At 58.6% G+C, this 22,841-nt stretch carries 21 protein-coding genes and 1 tRNA gene; 12 read left to right on the forward strand and 10 right to left on the reverse strand.

The window, feature by feature from the left end; translation table 11 throughout:
- Positions 1-233: 233 nt before the first annotated feature.
- From PSH69_RS04925 to PSH69_RS04960, 8 genes are all read right to left on the reverse strand, one after another.
- Positions 234-1,457: a site-specific integrase gene (locus tag PSH69_RS04925; RefSeq protein ID WP_305411235.1), complete on the reverse strand. Its 1,224-nt coding sequence runs from the start codon at positions 1,455-1,457 to the stop codon at positions 234-236.
- Positions 1,450-2,235 carry a hypothetical protein gene (locus tag PSH69_RS04930; RefSeq protein WP_305411236.1) on the reverse strand — a complete coding sequence of 262 codons (786 nt, stop codon included), beginning with the start codon at positions 2,233-2,235 and terminating at the stop codon, positions 1,450-1,452. The genes PSH69_RS04925 and PSH69_RS04930 overlap by 8 nt, the downstream gene beginning before the upstream one ends.
- Positions 2,222-3,091, reverse strand: coding sequence for a helix-turn-helix domain-containing protein (locus PSH69_RS04935; protein ID WP_305411237.1), 870 nt, complete (start codon positions 3,089-3,091; stop codon positions 2,222-2,224). The genes PSH69_RS04930 and PSH69_RS04935 overlap by 14 nt, the downstream gene beginning before the upstream one ends.
- Positions 3,088-3,882 (reverse strand): phage antirepressor protein, encoded by a 795-nt coding sequence (locus tag PSH69_RS04940; protein ID WP_305411238.1) that lies wholly within the window; start codon positions 3,880-3,882, stop codon positions 3,088-3,090. The genes PSH69_RS04935 and PSH69_RS04940 overlap by 4 nt, the downstream gene beginning before the upstream one ends.
- Positions 3,883-4,444: 562 nt before the next feature.
- Positions 4,445-4,654, reverse strand: a complete 210-nt coding sequence (locus PSH69_RS04945) for an AlpA family transcriptional regulator (protein WP_305411239.1) — start codon at positions 4,652-4,654, stop codon at positions 4,445-4,447.
- 117 nt (positions 4,655-4,771) lie between these two features.
- The gene (locus PSH69_RS04950) at positions 4,772-5,602 is read right to left on the reverse strand and encodes a DUF6387 family protein (RefSeq protein WP_305411240.1); all 831 of its coding nucleotides are present in this window, start codon (positions 5,600-5,602) and stop codon (positions 4,772-4,774) included.
- A gap of 93 nt (positions 5,603-5,695) precedes the next feature.
- Positions 5,696-6,901: an integrase arm-type DNA-binding domain-containing protein gene (locus PSH69_RS04955; protein ID WP_305411241.1), complete on the reverse strand. Its 1,206-nt coding sequence runs from the start codon at positions 6,899-6,901 to the stop codon at positions 5,696-5,698.
- A 209-nt stretch (positions 6,902-7,110) separates the two neighbouring features.
- Positions 7,111-7,195, reverse strand: a tRNA-Leu gene (locus tag PSH69_RS04960).
- A 107-nt stretch (positions 7,196-7,302) separates the two neighbouring features.
- Here PSH69_RS04960 and queA point away from each other — a divergent pair.
- The 12 genes from queA (at position 7,303) to PSH69_RS05020 (ending at position 20,450) form a co-directional block, all read left to right on the forward strand.
- A complete protein-coding gene (gene queA / locus PSH69_RS04965; RefSeq protein WP_305411242.1) occupies positions 7,303-8,352 on the forward strand; it encodes a tRNA preQ1(34) S-adenosylmethionine ribosyltransferase-isomerase QueA in 1,050 nt (349 codons plus the stop codon).
- Positions 8,353-8,366: 14 nt separating this feature from the next.
- Complete coding sequence (tgt, locus tag PSH69_RS04970; RefSeq protein ID WP_019651852.1) at positions 8,367-9,482, forward strand: tRNA guanosine(34) transglycosylase Tgt; 1,116 nt, start codon at positions 8,367-8,369, stop codon at positions 9,480-9,482.
- Positions 9,483-9,525: 43 nt separating this feature from the next.
- Positions 9,526-9,861 (forward strand): preprotein translocase subunit YajC, encoded by a 336-nt coding sequence (yajC, locus tag PSH69_RS04975; protein ID WP_007934009.1) that lies wholly within the window; start codon positions 9,526-9,528, stop codon positions 9,859-9,861.
- Between the two features lie 63 nt (positions 9,862-9,924).
- The gene (gene secD, locus PSH69_RS04980; protein ID WP_018926707.1) at positions 9,925-11,793 is read left to right on the forward strand and encodes a protein translocase subunit SecD; all 1,869 of its coding nucleotides are present in this window, start codon (positions 9,925-9,927) and stop codon (positions 11,791-11,793) included.
- Between the two features lie 9 nt (positions 11,794-11,802).
- Entirely contained in the window at positions 11,803-12,717 is a 915-nt protein-coding gene (gene secF / locus PSH69_RS04985) for a protein translocase subunit SecF (protein WP_018926706.1), read from the forward strand.
- Between the two features lie 120 nt (positions 12,718-12,837).
- Positions 12,838-13,386 (forward strand): glycine zipper 2TM domain-containing protein, encoded by a 549-nt coding sequence (locus PSH69_RS04990; RefSeq protein ID WP_018926705.1) that lies wholly within the window; start codon positions 12,838-12,840, stop codon positions 13,384-13,386.
- Between the two features lie 137 nt (positions 13,387-13,523).
- Positions 13,524-14,420, forward strand: a complete 897-nt coding sequence (xerD, locus tag PSH69_RS04995; protein WP_007934017.1) for a site-specific tyrosine recombinase XerD — start codon at positions 13,524-13,526, stop codon at positions 14,418-14,420.
- Positions 14,421-14,683: 263 nt separating this feature from the next.
- Positions 14,684-15,415: a bifunctional protein-disulfide isomerase/oxidoreductase DsbC gene (gene dsbC, locus PSH69_RS05000; protein ID WP_019581632.1), complete on the forward strand. Its 732-nt coding sequence runs from the start codon at positions 14,684-14,686 to the stop codon at positions 15,413-15,415.
- A gap of 134 nt (positions 15,416-15,549) precedes the next feature.
- Positions 15,550-16,854 carry a homoserine dehydrogenase gene (locus PSH69_RS05005; protein ID WP_018926703.1) on the forward strand — a complete coding sequence of 435 codons (1,305 nt, stop codon included), beginning with the start codon at positions 15,550-15,552 and terminating at the stop codon, positions 16,852-16,854.
- Between the two features lie 66 nt (positions 16,855-16,920).
- The gene (gene thrC / locus PSH69_RS05010) at positions 16,921-18,330 is read left to right on the forward strand and encodes a threonine synthase (protein ID WP_019651847.1); all 1,410 of its coding nucleotides are present in this window, start codon (positions 16,921-16,923) and stop codon (positions 18,328-18,330) included.
- A 133-nt stretch (positions 18,331-18,463) separates the two neighbouring features.
- On the forward strand, positions 18,464-19,819 hold the full coding sequence (locus tag PSH69_RS05015) for a transporter substrate-binding domain-containing protein (RefSeq protein ID WP_305411243.1): 1,356 nt from the start codon (positions 18,464-18,466) through the stop codon (positions 19,817-19,819).
- A 343-nt stretch (positions 19,820-20,162) separates the two neighbouring features.
- On the forward strand, positions 20,163-20,450 hold the full coding sequence (locus PSH69_RS05020) for a DUF3509 domain-containing protein (RefSeq protein WP_019581629.1): 288 nt from the start codon (positions 20,163-20,165) through the stop codon (positions 20,448-20,450).
- A gap of 171 nt (positions 20,451-20,621) precedes the next feature.
- Here PSH69_RS05020 and PSH69_RS05025 read toward each other — a convergent pair whose 3' ends face one another.
- Positions 20,622-21,548, reverse strand: a complete 927-nt coding sequence (locus tag PSH69_RS05025) for a TIGR02285 family protein (protein WP_305411244.1) — start codon at positions 21,546-21,548, stop codon at positions 20,622-20,624.
- Complete coding sequence (locus PSH69_RS05030; RefSeq protein WP_007897613.1) at positions 21,529-22,728, reverse strand: CaiB/BaiF CoA-transferase family protein; 1,200 nt, start codon at positions 22,726-22,728, stop codon at positions 21,529-21,531. The genes PSH69_RS05025 and PSH69_RS05030 overlap by 20 nt, the downstream gene beginning before the upstream one ends.
- Positions 22,729-22,841 lie beyond the last annotated feature (113 nt).

Below are 22,841 nucleotides of genomic sequence, written 5' to 3' on the forward strand. Positions count from 1 at the left end.
CGTTCGATTCACTTCTGCGCTTTTACCGTCCCTGCTCGGGATGCACCGTGAGGTTCGCCGGTCATAACATCGGCATCCACCGTCAGTCGTTGGCATCAAAAGGTGTGATGAACGAAAGTGACGGCCACTCTCGTTGAACCTCAAAACATCCTCCTCGGCAATGGATCCCTAGATCGCACAAAAGCCGCGTGCTCAGGGACCTGCAACGCTGTTGTCGAAACAGTCTGTCCCGGCTATGTCCCGCTGTGCAGCGCGGCAAATCCACGCGAATCGAGCCATGCATGCCAGTCCTCCAGTGCCTTGCGCTTGAGCGTGTCGGCGCTGGTGTGAATGTAGGTGGCGGTCAGGCTTTTCATTGCGTGGTTGACCAGCATCTCGCCCACCAGGTAGTCCACGCCCAAGTCCATCCAAGCGGTGCGGGCGACCTTACGCAGGTCGTGACTGGTCCAGTGGCCCTGACCGAAACGGACGAACACCTGGCTGGCTTGGTTCGCACTCAAGGGGTGGCGTTTCTGGCCGGGAAACAGGTAGGCACCGACGTAGCCGCCGGCCGTCTGCTGTTCTCGATAGCGCAGCAGCAGCAGCGCGCACACCTGATCGGTCAGGGGCAGCGTGAGTTCGCGCTTGGTTTTGGTCTCCTCGGCGGGGATGAACCATTGGCGGCTGGCAAGGTTGATGTGTTTCCAGCGCGCCACACGGCTTTCCCCCAGGCGGGTGCCGTGGCAAAGCATCATCAATACCAGCATGCAGCCAGCGGGCGCTTGTGCGAATTCAGCTCCGAGGTTCACCAGCACCTCTTCCAGGTCTTCGGCGCGCAAATGGGCTGGTTTGGGCTTGATACGCGTCTGCACAAAATCGTTGAACTTCAAACTGGCCATGGGATTGTCCAGGACCAAGCCGAGTCGCGTCGCTTGGCGGAAGGCCACGGTTAACACCCCGTAGACCGAGCGGACAAACGATAGGGCGTACTGTTCCTGCATGGGCCACAGCAAGCGCTGGTCCAGCGTGACGCGGTCCAGCTCCGTCAGCGGCAAAGTGCTCAGACGGGGCTGCAGCTGACGACGCACGGCCGATCTGGCACTGGCTTTACGCTTGGCCGATAACCCGTGATCGCGGCTCATGCACTCCAAGTACCACGTCAGCAGATCACCGACCGTTTGCCAGCTGTTGGCCGTCGACCGTGCCCCCGGCTCGGCAGCCCGGCGCACCAGAATTGCCGGCAACGTAGCCTGCATGGCTTTCGCATTGATATCCGGGTAGTTGCCGGCCTTGCCCCATTTTTCTCCAATCACGACAAACCACGAACCTTTGCCGCGATTGGTGGACGAGTAGCGAAAGCGCAAGGCGGGGAAGCGCGGGTCGCGCAACTGACGAACCGGTGTTGTCGCGTATTTACGAATCTCGGCGTCGGTCACCAGTACGTGGAGCGTTTTACTCGGCGTAGATAGGTCAGTCATGGGTATTCTCCCGTTGCAGGTGGGCGGCCTTGGACAGTTGGTCATTCACCCGCTCTGCCAGCAGATCGCGAGAGGTCTGCAGCAGCGAGAGCCGTTCTTTTTCCCGATGCTCACGCTGGCGCAGCATCGCTGTGCGGATACGGCTCAATCGATCCCTGACTTCGGGTGTGGGGGCTGCAAGTTCACCGGTGATCAAACCTGCAATTGCTTTTGCATTCTCGGTTAGCGGCTCACAGGCCAAACTGATCAGGCTTTGTCTGGCGGCGTCCACAGACAGCCGCTTCATTAGGACGGCCTGATCGATGGCCACGACTCGGCGTTGAGGGTCAAAGCCCATCGACACGCGCCACTGGGTAGGCCTAGATTGCAGGCGAGCATCGTTGACCAGCCGTTCATACGCCGAGATGAATGCCATGCGAGCCCCCACCTTGTCGCCGATGCTCAGCAGGGGTTGAGCTGCGGTCATGGCCAACGAAATTTCCTCGGTCATGACCACGGTATCGAACTGGTCATACCCAGCGAGCGCAATCGACCAGGCTTCGTCCTTGCCCGGTCGACCGTCGGCGGTCTGCACCCGTTGCATGATCGCTGCCAGGGTCAGGCGGCCGCTCACCTCATGTCGGCACGCGCGTAGCGCGGTTACCAGATCGCTCACCGGAAACCGGGCCAAATCATCGACCATCATTTTCGCAGCGCCGGCACTCAGGGTGGTGCCCATGGCTTCAGCGGTGACGCACAAGGCGTCGACCAGTTGGGATTTTTCGTCAGAGGAAAGCATTCTTTGAGCCCTCCTTGCGGATCATGGCCTTGGCTTGCTCGGCGGTGTTGAGGTTGGCCTGGGTGTTTTCGATCTGTCGCGCAGTGACGGAATTGACCTGGGCATTGGTCGCCCATTGGGTACGGAACGCTTCGGCCTTGGTCAGCAACGCGCCGAATGCATGGCATTCACGGATCAGATATGAGTCGTTAATGCCGACAAAATAGGCGGCGACTCGCGGTGCCTCGATTTTTCCCAGGCGCTTGAGCAGGTCGTTGACTTGCGCATTCACTTTTTGATTGCGAACGGGCTCGGTCTGGTAGCGATCAAAATAGGCGATCGAGTACGCCTGCCAGATATTTCGGCAGGCCTGTTTGCGATCTTCATCGTCCGGCTCCTTCTGGGTCTTCACGGAAACCTTTTCACCTGGTTCGAGGATGGATTGCCCGATCAGGGCCGGCAAAAAAGCTGGCGGTTCTGCTGACGGTTCTTTGCAGGTTCTATTACGGTTCTGGGTGCAGCTGCTGCGGGGGGCTGGTGCAGTTTGTACGGGGGAAGGGGGCAGATCCTGCTGGGGAGGTGGCGCATCATTTACGGGGCGTGCCTGCTGCGGGGGCGCATAGGCTGCGGGAGTCAGGGTATAGAGAGTAGAGCGACCCACGCGCTCGGCCGTTGACAAAATCCCGGTGGAACACAGCCACTTGATGCTGCCCTGAACAGCCCGTACTGACAGGCAGGTGCGCATCGCAATCTTGGGGACTGAGGGCCAACAGAAGCCTTCGTCATTGGCATTGTCTGCCAGCGATATCAACACGGCCTTTTGCGTCGCGCTCATGCCCTGCAATGGCCAGCAAGCACTCATGATCATAGTGCTCATTGAAGATCCTCCCAGCTGGCCGGACGCTGCATCAGTGAGCCATTCCAGGTGGACTTCATCGGCAGCTTTTGCTCCAAATACCACTCGTGGAGGCGTATGGAACCCGCCAGCAAGAGCGTCAACGAGAACGTCAGGATTGGCGTCTGGCCAGGCCGGGAAATGCGGCGGACATCTTCCGCCAGATATTTGTCGCGGGCACGGCTTCGGGTTCGATATTTCGGCGAGCGATCAGGATCAGTTTCGGCGTTGTAGATCCAGCCCGACTCCAGAAGGAAGTGATTGATTTTCTGACTGTTGACCCCGTTCAGGGTGCGACAGAACTGCACGGGCGTTAGCCCTGCCTGGAAAGTCGGCCCGAGATGTTCGAGTCTCAGTCGGAGTTCCCTGTTCTCCAGAACGAGTCTGGCATTGTGTTCGTCGAGGTCTGCCGCCAGGCGCAACGCGTCCGCACGAGTCTGCGGGATGGGGAAAGCGGCTCGTTGCGCCAATTGCAGTTCCAGCTCGCTCATGTGGTCAAACACGGCCGCCTGCAAATCGTAGCTGTACGACATCGCCATGAGGCAACACTCACGCTTGGGTAGGCGGTAGCATCTTTGTCGGCGGTTCATTGAGTCGAGATAGATGTGAGAAAATTTTCCCGCATCTTTTTTCAGAACCCTGGGGACCTTTTTGAGGAAGTCGTTGTGCGCCAAAGTGGGGGCACCTTCGGCGCGGTGGCTGTTGATGAAATCGACCAGTTCCAGACTGATCATGGTGACCGCATCGCCGCCATTGAACGGCACGCTGGTCATTTGGCAGCCCTCGAGCAAGTTTCCGACAAATCTGCCCAAGCGCGATCTGGAATCGATTTCCCGGATTTCGGGCAAGCCTTCGGTGTCGCCGCCGTTAGGTAGCTTTGCAAGGTCGTCATGATTAGCCCTTCTCTTAATGGCGAAATGCCGAAAGGAAACTGCTGGTCGTGCAATCAGGAATCTGGGGCAGAAGCCTTCAGCTGTTGAGGCGTATCCGAAGTATTAGAGCTTCCATTGAGATTCGAAGGGAGCACATCAAATCGCCCCCCAAAGCTTGGGCTGGGTGAGGGAGGGGGGCATTCCGATATTTCAAGATGTTGACCGGATGCCGATTGGCGCGCAGATGTCATGTGGCTGTTGTAGCGCGCGAGGCGGACGAATAAAGATTCGTTTCCGCGCAGAGCACGAATGGCCGTTTCGCGATGCAGGGCGGCTTCATCTGTATTCAAGGGCGGAGTTGATTTGCACTCCTGTACCGGTGGTAACGCTCCATCGGTTGTGTTTCGTGTAAAGCAGGCGCAAGAGTGACGTACAAGGATGTGAGAGTTCGGACAATTGATCATTACGCCACCTCGGTACGAGATTCGGCAATGCGCTCGGCCACCCATGCGTCGACTTCGGACTGCACCCAAACCGAATGGCCTGGCGCCAGTTTTACCTGAGCTGGAAAGGTGCCGGTCTTGATCCGGCGATACAGCTCCGATTGGCTCAGCGAGGTGATGGACAGGACTTCTTTGATGCGGATAAAACGACGGAGTTCTTGAGTAGCCATTCCGAGCACCTCCTGGGGTTTGCTGGGGCATGGCTTTAATTTAAAGCGTGTTAGTGAGTCAGTTCATCCGAAAATTTGGGGTCGAAATTTTCGGGTGAATACTGTGAGCAGCTTTTTTCAAATGGTGCTAGGTGGCGCTCCGGCCTCGATGGCAATTATGTCCAGAAGTTCTTCCAAGCCGCCGTTCATCAATCTTTTAGCCAACGGAATGACGGTATCCGTCAGTTGCCGGGTGTCAGCGACGTATCCGGTTTTGATGGCAAACGCCATCATTTCAGTAGGAATGTTGGTCCTTGTTTCCAGTTCCCAGATCAGCAAGTCCAGATAGGGCAGTAGCCCGTAGCGTGCCCAGTTTTGAATTTTGGGACGATGATATTTTGTTTTATCTGGGCGGTTGGACAAATGGGTGCGTATCTTTTGAAGCTCTGCCGTGAAACTGTCCACCAAGAGCTTGTCGGGAAGATCCATATCTATTTCGACGTAGGCAAACCTTCGATTGCTGCCAGTCAGGCTGCGAATGAAGAGAAGCTGAGGATCCGTAGTGGATGGCCGGAATTCCGAATCTTTTGAGTTGGCAGCTAGCCATTGTTTCGGATCTTCAAAAATGGTCGGCCGGGCGGCTTTCTTCAGCAACCGATGATATGTCAGTGATCGAACGCCGGATTTTTTTTCCGCAAGGTGCTGTTCAAAACCCAAATGACCGAAAAAATCGGGAATATGAGCATGCTCGACAGCACACCCCCTCATATTCTGAACATCCCGAGCGAATATTTCAGTGACTTCTTGGGCTAGCTCCGGGTCATCTTTGCGAATTTTCAAAAGCGTGAGCAGGTACATCCGTAAAGCTAGTTGTCTGTACCACTCCTTCTCATCAAATGTAACGGCAGACAAGTAATTTTCGAGCCCGTACCAATCTGGCATTCCTTTAAAACCATCATTTTTCGCCATCGTGATTCGCCTTTGATTGCTCCCTTTTTAAACCAGCCGGTCAGGAGGAGGGCGATTCCACCCTCATCGCATTGGTGAGGCCAGTTCAAGTTGTCATGGGTTGGTCTTGCTCGTCACATATAGGTCCGCACAAAGAGCATCAATCGAATCAGCCCATGCTTGCATCATTTGTCGGCGTTGCTCGAGGTAGTGGGCATGGTTGTAAGTGTCGCGAATCTCGTCTTGGTCACCATGTGCCAGTTGGCGCTCAATCCAGTCCCGGTTGTACCCGCGGCTGTTCAGCTCCGTGCTGAGCAAGTGGCGAAATCCGTGTCCTGTCTGCCGACCTTCGTAGCCCATCTGGTGCAGTGCCTTATTAACAGTGTTTTCCGACTGCGGGCGTTCCCGATTGTTCCGACCCGGGAATGCGATGGAGTAACTCCCGGTGATTTCCTTGAGCTCCAACAGACTAGTCACCGCCTGGCGGGGTAGTGGGACTATATGGGCGCGGCGCGCCTTCATCCTAGAGGCCGGAATCGTCCAGGTGGCAGATTCCAAATCGATCTCGCTCCAAGGCGCGTGACGCAGCTCTCCCGGCCGTACGCCCGTCAATAGAAGCAAGCGCACTGCTATGCGAGTCATCACATCGCATTTGGCGGCATCTAGCTTGGCCAGAAGAAAGGGGATTTCTGAGAGAGGGACGTGTGGATGGTTTTTGGTCCGGGGGGCGATTGCTGCGACCACGTCCAAGTCGGTAGCGGGGTTTGACTCTACTGACCCCTTGGCGAGGCCGTAACGAAAGATCTGGCTCAACCACTGGCGAATCTTTCCAGCGACGTTGAGCGCGCCGCGCTTTTCGACCCTGCGCACCAAGGCGACCAGCTCAGGCCGAGTGACTTCTCGCACCGGGTGCTGGCCAATAACAGGGAGGATATCTGCTTCCAGATATTGCAGCGCCTTGGCCGCTGTCGAACTTGCCCAGCGTGGTGAGTTGTAGGCGTGCCACTCACGTGCCAACTCCTCGAAGGTGTGAGCAAGGATGGCTTGGGCGGTTTTTTCAGCTTGTTTGTGAGCGGTGGGGTCTATGCCGTCTGCCAGTAGGCGACGGGCATCTTCGCGGCGCTCCCTGGCCTTGGCAACGGTGACGGTGGGATAGGTACCTAGTCCCATCATTTTGGCTTTGCCACCGAAGCGATATCGATATCGCCATAGCTTTGATCCGCCAGGCGTTACTTCGAGGCACAGGCCTGCGGCATCTGCCATGCGGTAAAGCTTTTCGCGCGGTTTGGCTGTTCGAGCAGCTGTATCGGTAAGTGCCATGGCAACCCCCTCAGCGCTAGCGCTGGCGGGAGTGAGTACCCGACTTGTGTGAGTAGATTTTTAGACCAAACTCAATCTACTCACGAATCTACTCACATAACCTTGGGCTGACAAGGGAGTGCTCGGGAATTGCGGACACAAAAAAACCGGCACAAGGGCCGGTTTATCTGCTTTCCAGGGTCTGGTAGGGACCGCTGGATATCTGTACATGGTGCCCCGAGGGAGACTCGAACTCCCACTCCTTTCGAAAACGGATTTTGAATCCGCCGCGTCTACCAATTCCGCCATCAGGGCTCAATGGCGGCGAAGTATAGAGAGGTGAATACCGCTGGTCAATCAGGTACATGGAGAATTTTTGATATTTCCGCTAGACTTCCCGGCCCTGCTAGACGAACCCCATCATGCGCGTTGCTGACTTTACCTTCGAGCTCCCTGATTCGCTGATTGCTCGCCATCCTTTGGCCGAGCGTCGCGGTAGTCGCCTGTTGACCCTGGATGGGGTCAGCGGCGCCCTGGCACACCGTCAATTCACTGATTTGCTTGAGCATTTGCGCCCAGGCGATTTGATGGTGTTCAACAATACCCGGGTGATTCCGGCGCGGCTGTTTGGCCAGAAAGCTTCCGGCGGCAAGCTGGAAATTCTGGTGGAGCGGGTGCTCGACAGTCATCGCGTGCTGGCCCATGTGCGCTCCAGCAAGTCGCCCAAGCCGGGGTCGAAGATTTTGATCGACGGCGGTGGCGAGGCCGAGATGCTGGCGCGTCACGATGCGTTGTTCGAGCTTAAGTTTGCCGAAGAGGTGTTGCCGCTGCTCGATCGCGTCGGGCACATGCCGTTGCCTCCTTATATAGACCGCCCGGATGAAGGCTCGGACCGCGAGCGTTATCAGACGGTGTACGCCGAGCGTTTGGGCGCGGTGGCGGCGCCGACGGCGGGGCTGCATTTTGATCAGCCGCTGATGGAGGCGATTGCCGCCAAGGGCATCGAGACCGCATTCGTGACCTTGCACGTCGGCGCGGGCACGTTCCAGCCGGTGCGCGTGGAGAAGATCGAAGATCACCACATGCACAGCGAATGGCTGGAAGTCGGCCAGGACGTGGTCGATGCCGTTGCGGCCTGCCGCGCTCGCGGCGGTCGTGTGGTGGCCGTGGGGACCACCAGCGTGCGTTCGCTGGAAAGCGCCGCGCGTGATGGCGTGCTCAAGCCGTTCAGTGGCGACACCGACATCTTTATCTACCCGGGCCGGCCGTTTCATGTGGTCGATGCCCTGGTCACCAACTTCCATTTGCCCGAATCCACGCTGTTGATGCTGGTTTCGGCGTTCGCCGGTTATCCCGAGACCATGGCCGCCTATAAAGCCGCCGTCGACAACGAATACCGCTTTTTCAGCTACGGTGATGCGATGTTTATCACCCGTAATCCCGCACCACGTGGCCCTGAGGACAAAGAATGAGTCGCCAAAGTCGTATGTCGTTTGAGTTGCTTGCTACTGACGGCAAGGCGCGTCGCGGTCGTTTGACCTTCCCGCGCGGTACCGTCGAGACCCCGGCGTTCATGCCGGTGGGCACGTACGGTACGGTCAAGGGCATGCTGCCGCGGGATATCGTCGCCACCGGCGCGGAAATCATTCTGGGCAACACTTTCCACTTGTGGCTGCGTCCTGGCACCGAAGTGATCAAGAAGCACGGCGACCTGCACGATTTCATGCAGTGGAAAGGCCCGATTCTGACCGACTCCGGCGGTTTCCAGGTGTTCAGCCTGGGCGCCATGCGCAAGATCAAGGAGGAGGGCGTGACCTTCGCCTCTCCGGTTGACGGCGCCAAAGTGTTCATGGGCCCGGAAGAGTCGATGCAGGTCCAGCGTGACCTGGGCTCGGACATCGTGATGATCTTCGACGAATGCACCCCGTACCCGGCCGACGAAGACGTCGCTCGCGTATCGATGGAGCTGTCGTTGCGCTGGGCTCAGCGTTCGAAAAACGCCCATGGCGACAACACGGCGGCATTGTTCGGCATCGTGCAGGGCGGCATGCACCAGGATTTGCGCATGCGCTCCCTGGAAGGCCTCGACAAGATCGGCTTCGACGGCCTGGCCATCGGTGGTCTGTCGGTGGGCGAGCCCAAGCACGAGATGATCAAGGTACTCGATTACCTGCCGGGTCAGATGCCGGCTGACAAACCTCGTTACCTTATGGGCGTTGGCAAACCGGAAGATCTGGTTGAGGGTGTGCGCCGCGGTGTGGACATGTTCGATTGCGTGATGCCAACCCGTAATGCCCGCAACGGGCATCTGTTCATTGATACAGGCGTGCTGAAGATCCGTAACGCGTTCCATCGCCATGATGATTCGCCGCTGGATCCGACCTGCGATTGCTATACCTGCCAGAACTTCTCCCGCGCTTATCTGCATCACCTGGACAAGTGCGGCGAAATGCTGGGAAGCATGCTCAATACCATCCATAACTTGCGCCATTATCAAGTGCTTATGGCTGGTTTGCGCGAGGCTATTCAACAGGGTACATTGGCCGCCTTTGTCGATGCCTTCTACGCCAAACGCGGGTTGCCTGTTCCGCCTTTGGACTGAGTTTTCTGACCCCAAGATTCAACATTTGCAACTGGAGTGCTAAATGAGCTTTTTTATCTCTAATGCCATGGCTGACGCTGCTGCACCTGCGGCAGGCCCGATGGGCGGCGGCTTTGAGTGGATTTTCCTGGTCGGTTTCCTGGTCATCTTCTACCTGATGATCTGGCGTCCACAGGCCAAGCGCGCCAAAGAGCAGAAGAACCTGCTGAGCAGCCTGCAAAAAGGTGACGAAGTTGTGACCACCGGTGGTATCGCCGGCAAAATCACCAAAGTGTCCGACGACTTCGTGGTTCTGGAAGTGTCCGACACCGTTGAAATGAAGTTCCAGAAAGGCGCCATCGCCGCCACGCTGCCAAAAGGCACGCTCAAAGCGATCTAAGTTACAACTTCTACTCAATCGACGGGGCGCGCAAGGCGCCCCGCGTCATAAGCGGGCGGCGTGATGCTGAACAAATACCCTCTGTGGAAATACATTCTGATCCTGGCGGTGCTGGCGGTCGGTCTGATTTATTCCGCTCCCAATCTATATCCTGATGACCCGGCCATTCAGGTCAGCGGTGCAAGCACTGCGCTGCAAGTCAATCAGGCTGATCTGGACCGTGTGAGCACCGCGCTCAAGGAATCCGGGATCAACGTCAAGGCGGCCACGCTGGCGGCAAACGGCAAGGGCGGTCTGATTCGCCTGGTCAAGGCTGAAGACCAGTTGCCAGCCAAAGACGTTGTGCGCAAGGCATTGGGCGATGACTACGTCGTTGCACTGAACCTGGCGCAAACCACCCCGCAATGGCTGCGCAGCCTGGGCGCGCACCCGATGAAGCTGGGTCTGGACTTGTCCGGTGGTGTGCACTTCCTGCTGGAAGTGGACATGGACAAAGCCCTCGACGCACGCCTGAAAGTCTACGAAGGCGACGTCAAGAGCCTGTTGCGTAAAGAGAAACTGCGCTATCGCAGCCTGCCGCAACTGGGCGGTGCCATTCAGTTGGGCTTCACTGATGAAGACTCCCGCGAACAGGCCCGTGCGCTGATCCGCAAGAACTTTAACGATTTCGACATTGTTCCGGCCGACCTCAATGGCCAACCGGTACTGCGTCTGGCGATGACCCCGGCCAAGCTGGCGGAAATCCGTGAATACTCCATCAAGCAGAACTTGACCACGGTACGTAACCGCGTCAACGAGCTGGGTGTTGCCGAACCTATCGTTCAGCGCCAGGGCGCCAACCGCATCGTGGTTGAGCTGCCGGGCGTGCAAGACACCGCAGAAGCCAAGCGTATCCTCGGCAAGACGGCCAACCTGGAGTTCCGTCTGGCCGCTGAGCCTGGTGCTTCGAAAGCCACTTCCGAGGAATTCGAGTTCCGTGAAGGCAAGCGTCCTCCGGCTCTGATCGAGCGTGGCCTGATCATCACCGGCGACCAGGTGACTGACGCCAAGGCCGGCTTCGGCGAGCACGGTACGCCAGAAGTGAACATCCGTCTGGATGGCCACGGTGGCGAGCTGATGAGTCGTGCGACTCGCAGCAACGTCGGCCGCAGCATGGCGGTGATCTTCATCGAACAGCGTCCGGTCACCACTTACGTCAAGCAAGTGGTCAACGGCGTCGAGAAAGACGTGCCGGTCCAGACGTTCAAGGAAGAGAAGAAGATCATCAGCCTGGCGACCATCCAGTCGCCGCTGGGTGCCCAGTTCCGCATCACTGGCCTGAACGGTCAGGGCGAATCGTCCGAGCTGGCGCTGCTGCTGCGTGCCGGTGGTCTGGCGGCTCCGATGTACTTCGCTGAAGAGCGCACCATTGGCCCAAGCCTGGGTGCCGACAACATCACCAAAGGTATTGATGCATCGTTGTGGGGCATGCTGTTTGTCTCGCTGTTCATCATGGCCATCTACCGCTTCTTCGGCCTCATCGCCACCGTCGCGCTGGCAGTGAACATGGTGATGCTGCTGGCCTTGATGTCGCTGCTGGGTGCAACGCTGACCCTGCCGGGTATCGCCGGTATCGTATTGACCATGGGTATGGCGGTCGACGCCAACGTCCTGATCTTCTCGCGGATACGTGAAGAGATCGCGGCCGGCATGACCGTACAACGGGCAATCAACGAAGGCTTCGGCCGGGCATTCACCGCGATTCTCGACGCCAACCTGACAACCTTGTTGGTGGGCGGGATTCTCTTTGCCATGGGCACCGGCCCGGTCAAAGGGTTCGCCGTGACCATGTCCCTCGGGATCTTTACCTCGATGTTCACGGCCATCATGGTGACCCGCGCGATGGTCAACCTGATCTTCGGCGGTCGTGACTTCAAGAAGTTGTGGATTTAAGGGGCTGCCATGTTACGTACAATCAACTTCATGGGCGTTCGCAACTTTGCGTTCGGCGTCACATTGTTCCTTACCGCGCTGGCAATGTTCAGTGTCTTTCATAAGGGCATGAACTGGGGCCTGGACTTCACCGGTGGTACGCTCATCGAGCTGACCTACGAGCGTCCGGCCGATGTCACCAAGGTGCGTGAGCAACTGGCTACAGCCGGTTATCACGAAGCCATCGTGCAGAACTTCGGTGCGACTACCGATCTTCTGGTGCGCATGCCTGGCGAAGACCCGCAACTGGGTCACCAAGTGGCTGAAGCGCTGCAGAAAGTTGGCGGCGACAACCCGGCTCAGGTCAAGCGTGTCGAGTTCGTCGGCCCGCAGGTGGGTGAAGAACTGCGCGACCAGGGCGGCCTCGGCATGCTGATGGCGCTGGGCGGCATCCTGATCTACCTGGCGTTCCGCTTTCAGTGGAAGTTTGCGGTCGGTGCGATCGTGTCCCTGATCCACGACGTGATCGTGACCGTCGGTATCCTGTCGTTCTTCCAGATCACCTTCGACCTGACGGTGCTGGCGGCGGTACTGGCGATCATCGGTTACTCGCTCAACGACACCATCGTGGTATTCGACCGGGTTCGTGAGAACTTCCGCGTCCTGCGCAAGGCCAGCCTGATCGAGAACATCAACATCTCGACCACGCAAACCCTGCTGCGGACCATGGCGACGTCGATCTCCACCTTGCTGGCGATCGCGGCCCTGTTGTTCTTCGGTGGCGACAACCTGTTCGGTTTCTCCATTGCCCTGTTCATCGGTGTTCTGGCGGGTACTTACTCCTCGATCTACATCGCGAACGTGGTGCTGATCTGGCTGAACCTGAACAGCGAAGACCTGATTCCTGTGGCGACGAGCGAGAAGGAAGTCGACGACCGTCCATAACGGTTATCGTTTTCCTGCTGCAAGCCGAGAAGGCGCGAGTGTTGAACTCGCGCCTTTTTTTATGCTCCAAGGCTGGGAGAAGCGCGGGTATGTCCCGTCTGTTATAGCCAGGAGGTTCATGTGAACAAGTCGTTGCTGGTTGGTGCGGTATTGGGTGCTGTCGGTGTGACTGCCGGTGGTGCTGTTGCCACCTACAAACTGGTTAAAAGCGGCCCTGAGTATGCACAAGTGCTGGCCGTTGAACCGGTCAAGACACAAATCAAAACTCCACGTGAAGTGTGCAAGGACGTTACGGTAACCCGGCAAGCGCCGGTGAAAGATCAACACCAGATCGCCGGTACGGTGGTCGGCGCGCTGGCTGGCGGCCTGTTGGGCAACCAGATCGGCGGCGGTACAGGCAAGAAAATCGCCACAGTGGCCGGTGCGGTCGGCGGCGGTTATGCGGGGAACAAGGTGCAGGAAGGCATGCAGGAGCGTGACACCTACACCACGACTCAGACTCGTTGCAACACGGTCAATGACATCAGCGACAAGGTCGTAGGCTACGACGTTCGTTATTCGCTGGACGGCAAGGAAGGCAAAGTGCGGATGGATCGCGATCCGGGCAATCAGATTCCGGTCGACAAGGATGGCAAGCTGATCCTGGGGCAGAACGAACCGGCCCGGTAATGAGCTGAGCGTCTTACTCAAAAAGAAGCATCCCGCAAGGGATGCTTTTTTTGTGCCCGAATTTCATGTGTCACCCTCAACGTGTTATGAAAGACTCTTCATTTTTGCGGCCTTTTGTCCGCCAGTTCTGAGCCCCCATGCCTGCCATCGATCATCCCCTGATAGACCAGTTCCTCGACGCCCTGTGGCTGGAGAAAGGCCTTTCCGATAACACCCGCGATGCCTATCGCAGCGACCTGGCCTTGTTCAACGGCTGGCTGCAGGAGAAGGGCCTGGAGCTGATCAACGCCGGGCGGGAGTTGATCCTCGATCACCTGGCCTGGCGCCTGGAGCAAAACTACAAACCCCGTTCTACGGCGCGATTTCTCTCCGGTGTGCGTGGTTTCTATCGCTATTTGCTGCGGGAAAAGCTGATCGCGGTCGATCCGACCCTGCGCGTGGATATGCCGCAATTGGGCAGGCCATTGCCTAAATCCTTGTCGGAAGCCGATGTCGAAGCCTTGCTGGCCGCTCCGGACCTGAGCGAGGCCATCGGTCAGCGTGATCGCGCCATGCTTGAGGTGCTTTACGCGTGTGGCTTGCGGGTGACGGAGCTGATCAGCCTGACGCTGGAACAGGTCAACCTGCGCCAAGGCGTGCTGCGGGTGATGGGCAAGGGCAGCAAGGAACGGCTGGTGCCGATGGGCGAGGAGGCGATTGTCTGGGTCGAACGTTACATGCGCGATGCCCGTGGCGAGTTGCTGGGCGGGCGTCCCAGCGATGTGCTGTTCCCCAGCCAGCGCGGTGAGCAGATGACCCGCCAGACCTTCTGGCATCGCATCAAGCACCAGGCCAAGGTCGCCGGGATTGGCAAGTCGCTGTCGCCGCATACCTTGCGTCATGCCTTCGCCACGCACCTGCTCAACCACGGTGCCGACCTTCGGGTGGTGCAAATGTTGCTCGGCCACAGCGATCTCTCCACCACCCAGATCTATACTCACGTCGCCCGGGCACGCTTGCAGGATCTGCATGCCAAGCATCACCCCAGAGGCTAATCAATGCGGGATGGTTACAAACCCTGTGGCGAGGGGGCTTGCCCCCGTTCGGCTGCGCAGCAGTCGTCAAGCCTCACGCCTCGGTCCATATGTCGGATAGGGATCGCCAAAGAGGGGCTGCTTCGCAACCCAACGGGGGCAAGCCCCCTCGCCACACGGGCCTTATGTGGTAGGCTTTGCCGGTTTGCACGATGGGCGGTTATGACCCGGTGTTTCGGCACGGGCGTTCTGATCGTTCCATTTGTCCGCCTTCAGGAGTTCTCATGCGTCTGACCCAGATTTTCGCCGCCGCAGCCATTGCGTTGGTCAGCACCTTTGCCGTCGCCGATGACGCGGCCGACAAAGCCATTCGTAAAAGCCTGGAAAACCTCCAGCTCGACGTGCCGGTCGAAACTATCACCGCCAGCCCGTTGCCAGGCCTGTATGAGGTCAAACTCAAGGGCAGCCGCGTGCTCTACGCCAGCGCCGACGGTCAATACGTGGTTCAGGGCTACCTGTTCCAGCTCAAGGACGGCAAACCGGTCAATTTGACCGAAAAGACCGAACGCCTGGGCATTGCCAAACTGATCAATGGCATTCCAGTGGCTGAAACCGTGGTCTACCCGGCCATCGGCGAAACCAAGTCGCACATCACCGTGTTCACCGACACCACTTGCCCGTATTGCCACAAGCTGCACGCCGAAGTGCCTGAGCTGAACAAACTCGGTATTGAAGTGCGTTATGTCGCGTTCCCGCGCCAGGGCCTGGGCTCGCCGGGTGACGAGCAACTGCAAGCTGTGTGGTGCTCGAAAGACAAGAAAGCCGCCATGGACAAAATGGTCGATGGCAAGGAAATCAAGGCCGCCAAGTGCGATAACCCGGTGTCCAAGCAGTTTGCCCTCGGTCAGTCGATTGGCGTGAACGGTACACCGGCCATCGTTTTGGCTGACGGTCAGGTCATTCCGGGCTACCAGCCTGCGCCACAAGTCGCCAAACTGGCACTGGGCGCGAAGTAAATTCGCATCGTCACGGCCAGCCTTTGACGAGCGTGGTCCGGCGGCAGCATTTGCCGGGCCATCAATAGAGAGCCGCGAACCTGCGGCTGTTTTCACGGCCGGCCTCGAGTCGGCCGTTTTATGGGGAGTTCACAGTGAAACCGGTCAAAGTAGGCATCTGTGGGTTAGGGACCGTCGGTGGCGGTACCTTCAACGTACTTCAGCGCAACGCCGAGGAAATTGCTCGTCGTGCCGGGCGTGGAATCGAAGTGGCACAAATTGCCATGCGCACGCCAAAGCCTCAGTTCCAGACGACCGGTATTGCGATTACCAACGATGTCTTCGAAGTGGCCACGAACCCTGAGATCGACATCGTCATAGAGCTGATGGGCGGCTATACCGTTGCCCGCGAGCTGGTACTCAAGGCCATCGAGAATGGCAAGCATGTGGTCACCGCGAACAAGGCACTGATTGCCGTTCACGGTAATGAAATTTTCGCCAAGGCTCGCGAGAAGGGCGTGATCGTTGCGTTCGAAGCGGCCGTGGCCGGCGGCATTCCGGTGATCAAGGCGATCCGTGAAGGCCTGTCCGCCAACCGTATCAACTGGGTGGCCGGCATCATCAACGGCACCGGTAACTTCATCCTTACCGAAATGCGTGAAAAAGGCCGGACCTTCGAAGACGTGCTGGCCGAAGCGCAGGCCCTGGGTTACGCCGAAGCCGACCCGACGTTCGACGTCGAAGGCATCGACGCAGCCCACAAGCTGACGATCCTGGCGTCCATCGCGTTCGGCATTCCGCTGCAATTCGACAAGGCCTACACCGAAGGCATCACCAAGCTGACCACCGCTGACGTGAACTACGCCGAAGCGCTGGGCTATCGCATCAAGCACCTGGGCGTGGCGCGCAGCACCGCGGCCGGTATCGAGTTGCGCGTGCACCCGACGCTGATCCCGGCCGATCGCCTGATCGCCAACGTCAACGGCGTGATGAACGCGGTGATGGTCAACGGTGATGCTGCCGGTTCGACCCTGTTCTACGGTGCTGGCGCCGGTATGGAACCGACCGCTTCGTCGGTAATCGCCGATCTGGTGGACGTGGTTCGCGCCATGACCTCCGACCCGGAAAACCGTGTACCGCACCTGGCCTTCCAGCCGGATTCGCTGTCGGCCCACCCGATCCTGCCGATCGAAGCCTGCGAAAGCGCTTACTACCTGCGCATTCAGGCCAAGGACCATCCGGGCGTGTTGGCCCAGGTGGCGAGCATCCTGTCGGAGCGCGGCATCAACATCGAATCGATCATGCAGAAGGAAGTCGAGGAACACGACGGCCTGGTGCCGATGATCCTGCTGACCCATCGCGTGCTGGAACAGCACATCAACGATGCGATCGCTGCCCTGGAAGCCTTGGCGGGCGTGGTCGGTCCGGTTGTACGGATCCGCGTCGAGCACCTGAACTAAGCCGTTATCGTTCACCGGGCCCGCACGCGGGCCCGGCATTGCGAACACTGTCCATTGGAGTCAGTCATGCGTTACATCAGTACCCGCGGCCAGGCACCGGCCCTGAATTTCGAAGACGTCCTGCTGGCCGGTCTAGCCACCGACGGCGGTCTGTACGTCCCGGAAAACCTGCCACGTTTCACTCAGGAAGAAATCGCTTCCTGGGCCGGCCTGCCGTATCACGAACTGGCCTTCCGGGTGATGCGCCCGTTCGTCACCGGCAGCATCCCCGATGCCGATTTCAAAAAGATTCTTGAAGAAACGTACGGCGTGTTTTCCCACAACGCCGTGGCGCCGTTGCGTCAGCTGAACAGCAACGAATGGGTGCTGGAGCTGTTCCACGGCCCGACCCTGGCGTTCAAGGACTTCGCCCTGCAACTGCTCGGTCGCCTGCTCGACTACGTACTGGAAAAACGCGGTGAGCGCGTGGTGATCGTCGGCGCTACCTCCGGTGACACCGGTTCGGCGGCCATCGAAGGCTGCAAGCATTGCGAAAACGTTGACATCTTCATCCTGCATCCACACAACCGCGTGTCCGAAGTGCAGCGTCGCCAGATGACCACCATCTTCGGCGAGAACATCCATAACATCGCCATCGAAGGCAACTTCGATGACTGCCAGGAAATGGTCAAGGCGAGCTTCGCCGACCAGAGCTTCCTCAAGGGCACTCGCCTGGTAGCGGTGAACTCGATCAACTGGGCGCGGATCATGGCCCAGATCGTTTACTACTTCCACGCAGCCCTGCAACTGGGTGGCCCGGCGCGTTCGGTATCGTTCTCGGTGCCGACCGGCAACTTCGGCGATATCTTCGCCGGTTACCTGGCGCGCAACATGGGCCTGCCGATCAACCAGTTGATCGTCGCCACCAACCGCAACGACATCCTGCACCGCTTCATGAGCGGCAATCAGTACGTTAAGGAAACCCTGCACGCCACGCTGTCGCCGTCCATGGACATCATGGTCTCGTCGAACTTCGAACGCCTGCTGTTCGACCTGCACGGTCGCAACGGCGCGGCGATTGCCGGTTTGATGGACACCTTCAAGCAGGGCGGCGGTTTCAGCGTCGAACAGGAACGCTGGACCGAGGCGCGCAAGCTATTCGATTCGCTGGCCGTGGATGACGCCCAAACCTGCGAAACCATTGCCGAAGTCTTCGAGCAAACCGGCGAGCTGCTGGACCCACACACCGCCATCGGCGTGAAGGCCGCGCGCGAATGCCGTCGCAGCCTGGATATCCCGATGGTGATCCTGGGCACGGCTCATCCGGTCAAATTCCCGGACGCGGTGGAAAAAGCTGGTGTAGGAAAAGCACTCGAACTACCTGCACATCTTTCTGATTTGTTTGAGCGAGACGAGCGTTGCACCGTGTTGCCGAATGACCTGAAAGCCGTGCAGGCCTTTGTCAGTCAGCATGGCAACCGCGGCAAGCCACTGTAACCGGTAAAAACTGTCACATTTTGAAGCCCGTCTCCTGACGGGCTTTCTCATTTCTGCATGCCACACTTGTCGGGTTTCGTAAATGAAGAGCCGCCCATGAAGGGCGGGCGAGACGATCACCAAGGAAGTGGCAATGCTGTTTTTTAGAGGGTTTAAACCAGCTGCGTGCTGGATATTTCTGGTCGGCACCATGAGCGTTGCTCAATGGGGGCTGGCGGCGCAATTGGCGGCTTATGAGCCCCGGGGGGCGGTCGCCGAGGCCGCTATCGGGCTAGACGCTCAGGAGCTGCAATGGATTGCGGAACATCCGACGGTCACCGTCGCGTCGACGCAGTACCCGTTGTATTTGTTCAAGGATGAGCATGGACACTGGAGCGGGTTGAACAACGATGTGCTCAACCGCATCAGCGCCATGACAGGGCTGAAGTTCCTCCATGAAGAGACGTTTTCCACCGATCAGTTGCTGGAGCGGCTGGAAAGTGGCGCGGCAGACATGAGCACCACACTGGCAATGAGTGAGGAGCGCAAGGAGTTCCTGGATTTCAGTCATGCGTTCGGTGGTGCGGGCTGGGTGTTCGTCGGGCGAGCGGGCGCGCCAGCGGTGCAATCCATGCAGCAGCTGTCGAAAAGAGTACTGGTGCTGCCAGCCCGGCATGCGCTGGAGGCGACCATTCGTCGCGACTATCCGTCCATCGAGCTACGTTCGGTCAAAACCTACGCGGAGGCCAGGGCGCTGGTCGAAAGCGGCGAAGCCTACGCCACCATCGAGAACGAAACCGGGGCGCAGCTCTATCCGTCCGGGCAGCTCAAGGTGGGCGATACGGTGGAGGGTAAATGGGAGGCTGATCATCTGGCGCTACGCAAAGGGCAGCCGCAATTGTTGAGCATCCTCAACAAGGCGCTCGAAGCGTTTCCGCCTGCCGAATTACGCGCGATTCGCTTGAAGTGGCTCGATGGCATTGTTCCTGTACAGACGCCTTCGACCTGGCAGCAAATAACCGAATGGGGCTGTTGGAGCGTTTTTTTCGCCAGTGTTTTTGCGCTGCTATCCCTGCTGTGGAACCGGCGACTCACGGTGTTGATCCAGCAACGTCGGGACGCCGAAAAAGACCTCAATGACCAGCTCGCCTTCCAGCATGCCTTGATAGACGCCATGCCCGATCCGATGTTCGTGCGTGATCTGGAGGGGCGCTTGATCATGTGCAACAAGAGTTATGAAGAGGGGTTGTCGACCCGTTTCGACCAGATTCAGGGGCGTCGACTGATCGAGCTCGATGTCTTGCCCAAAGAAACCGCCGAGCAACTGCACGCCGAGTTCATGGCCCAGCTCGGTACGCGCAAGACCCGCTTCAGCGAACGTCAGTTGATGTTCAAGGACGGTGTCAGGGACATCTATCAGTGGACGGTGCCGTTTTATAGTGCGGACGGTCAATTGCGAGGGCTGCTGGGCGGATGGACCGATCTGGCCAAGCGGACAAGGCAGGCGTGAAGCGCAATGCCTGTAGCAGCTGCCGAGCCTGCGAGGCTGCGTTCGGCTGCGCAGCAGTCGTAAAACCTGCTTGCAAGGTCTGACTGAAGCACCGCGTGGCCTGGATTCACGACTGCTGCGCAGCCGAACGCAGCCTTCGGCAGCTGCTACAAGGAATGCGTCTCGGGTGAAAGGGTTTAAAAGCGGCTGTTTTTTTACTGTCATCTTTTCCGGGCATGCTTTATCCACCAGAGGCGCCGGTGCGCCTGCCGTTGGAATCCAGAACTTTCTTCTCGGGCCTGGGGTCAATTACTGTGGATACGCCCCAGGCACTTTGTTTGCGGACTATTGAGTGGTGATCGAGATGGAAAGTATCAGTCTATTGCTCGGCGAGGCTCTGAGCCCGTACCAAGTCACGTTGACCCCATCGGGTGCCCATGGCGAATGCCTGGTGACGCTCAAGAGTGCAACCGGCGCTATCGTGGTCGAACGGCTGTTCAATCAGGCCCAGTTAACCGATAAACGTCTGCTGACGGATGTCGTCGACGGTTTGCACCGCGACGTGCTGATCGCTGAAGGACGCCTGGAGCCCTGTGTCATCGCGGCGTTGCGCAATGCTGCTCAGGACAAGCGCCTGGCCAGCCGAAATTGAAGTGTTTTTTGTGGGAACCTTCCTGCGCCAAGGTCAGTCAGATCATGTAACGGCAGGATCAAGCATTGTGCTCCGGTGCTTGTAGCTTGCTGCTACGGGTCTGTAATACAGGCCACGTTTAACCCCGAGTTGTCTCCCCACTTCTCGGGGTTTCTTTTTGCCTGCGATTTGTCATTGCGTGACCTGATGCTCGAAAAAGGCCCTGGTTTCTTCCAGGTAATCCTTGCGTCTTTGCGGGTCGAGCCAGTCGGCATACAACGGGCCCAGGTGCTCGCGGGGCAGGGCGCGCAATAGTCGGTTGATTTCACTGATCGCCTGTCGACCCTGAGGCGTATTCGAGCAACCGATGTACACGGGCATGTAGTTGCCCGTGCCTTTGACCGGGTAGAACTCCAGTTGCTCATCGGTCAGATTTTCCTGATGGGCCTGATAGCGGATTTCCGGCCAGTAACCCAATACCACCTGCAAACGACCCAAGCGTTGCATCTGCAGCAGGCTGCCGAGGGCGTCATTGCCATAGTGGGGCGTCAGCGCGCCGGCTGGCGCCTGTTGCAGCAGTGTGTCGAGGAACTCACCGTAACGGCGCTCGGCGATCACCCCGACTTTCTGTCGACCGCTGGCCAACAGGGCCGCGAGATCGACTTCACCGTTGGAAAGAAACGGCTCCAGCACCGACCGGTCTTCACGTCGGATCACCAGCCCATTGCTGACCACCCGGAAGGCCGGAATGGAATACGTGATCCACTGTTCGCGCTCCTTGCTCCAGACCAGCGAGGGGTCGCAGGTAAAGGATTCTTCGTGAAGCATCTGCATGCCGCGGGCGCGATTGACCCGTATCAGGGTGTGTTCGTACTGCGGCATATCGGCGATCAGCAGGGGCATCAGTTGGTCGATGACGCCTTGGCCTTTTTTCGGACCTTCGAAGACCGTCAGTGGCGGCAGGTCGCGCAACAGCCAGAACAAATGCTCCTTAGGTTGCGCCAGGGCCGGGGATATCAGGCCCGACAACAGCCCGAGCGCCGCCAGCAGGCGCCCGATGCCGGCGTAATCGAGGACAGATGAAAGCAGGCGATTCAGCTTAGATGGCCCCGTCTTCACGCAGCCGTGCGATCTGTGCCGGGTCGTAGCCCAGATCGTGGAGGACTTGCGCATTGTGTTCACCCAACTGCGGCCCGACCCATTCCGAGGAGCCGGGTGTCTCGGAAAGCTTCGGTACGATGCCGGGCATCTTGAAGTCCTTGCCGTCGGGCAGCTTGGCTTGCAGGAACATTTCCCGGGCCAGGTACTGCGGATCGCTGAACATGTCTTCGGCGCTGAAGATCCGGCTGGCGGGAACGTCGGCCTGGTTCAATTGCTCGATCACCGCGTCCAGCGGCAGTGAGTTGACCCAGCGATCGATCACCCCGTAAATCTCGTCGCGACGGCTGTCACGCCCGTCGTTGCTGGCCAGCACTGGGTCGTTGGCCAGGTCCTCGCGGCCGATGATCAGCATGAATCGCTTGAAGATCGCATCGCCGTTGGCGCCGATCTGCACGTGTTTGCCGTCGGCGCTGGTGTGAATGGAGGAGGGCGTGATGCCCGGCATGATGTTGCCGGTGCGTTCGCGGATGAAGCCGAACACGTCGAACTCCGGCACCATGCTTTCCATCATGGCGAAGATCGCTTCGTACAGCGCCACATCCACCACTTGCCCCAATCCACCGTTGACCTCGCGATGACGCAAGGCCATCAGTGCGCCGATCACGCCCCAGAGCGCGGCAATCGAGTCGCCGATGGAAATCCCGGTGCGCACCGGCGGCCGGTCCTCGAACCCGGTGATGTAGCGCAGGCCGCCCATGGACTCACCGACCGCACCGAAGCCCGGCTGATCTTTCATGGGGCCGGTCTGGCCAAAGCCCGAGAGCCGCACCATCACCAGTTTCGGGTTCAGTGCGTGCAGGACTTCCCAGCCCAGGCCGAGTTTTTCCAACACGCCGGGGCGAAAATTCTCGATCAGGATGTCCGCTTCACTGAGCAGCTGTTTCAGGATCGCCAGGCCATCGGGGTGTTTCAGGTTCAGGGTCAGGGATTTCTTGTTGCGTGCCTGAACGAACCACCACAGCGAGGTGCCTTCATACAACTTGCGCCATTTGCGCAACGGATCACCGCCGTCCGGTGACTCGATCTTGATCACTTCGGCGCCGAATTCGCCGCAAATACGCGAGGCAAACGGCCCGGCAATCAACGTACCCAATTCGATGACTTTCAGACCCGAGAGCGGTTTATTGGAGAACGGCATGCGAAATCCTGTAGGACAAAGGCTGAGCGAATACAGCGTTTTATCATAGGCCGCCATCCATCGCCCAAAGTTGATTCGCCTTCAATTCGTTGATTGCCCTCTTGCATCGGTTA

The sequence above is a fragment of the Pseudomonas sp. FP1740 genome (genome assembly GCF_030687165.1).
Lineage (GTDB): Bacteria > Pseudomonadota > Gammaproteobacteria > Pseudomonadales > Pseudomonadaceae > Aquipseudomonas.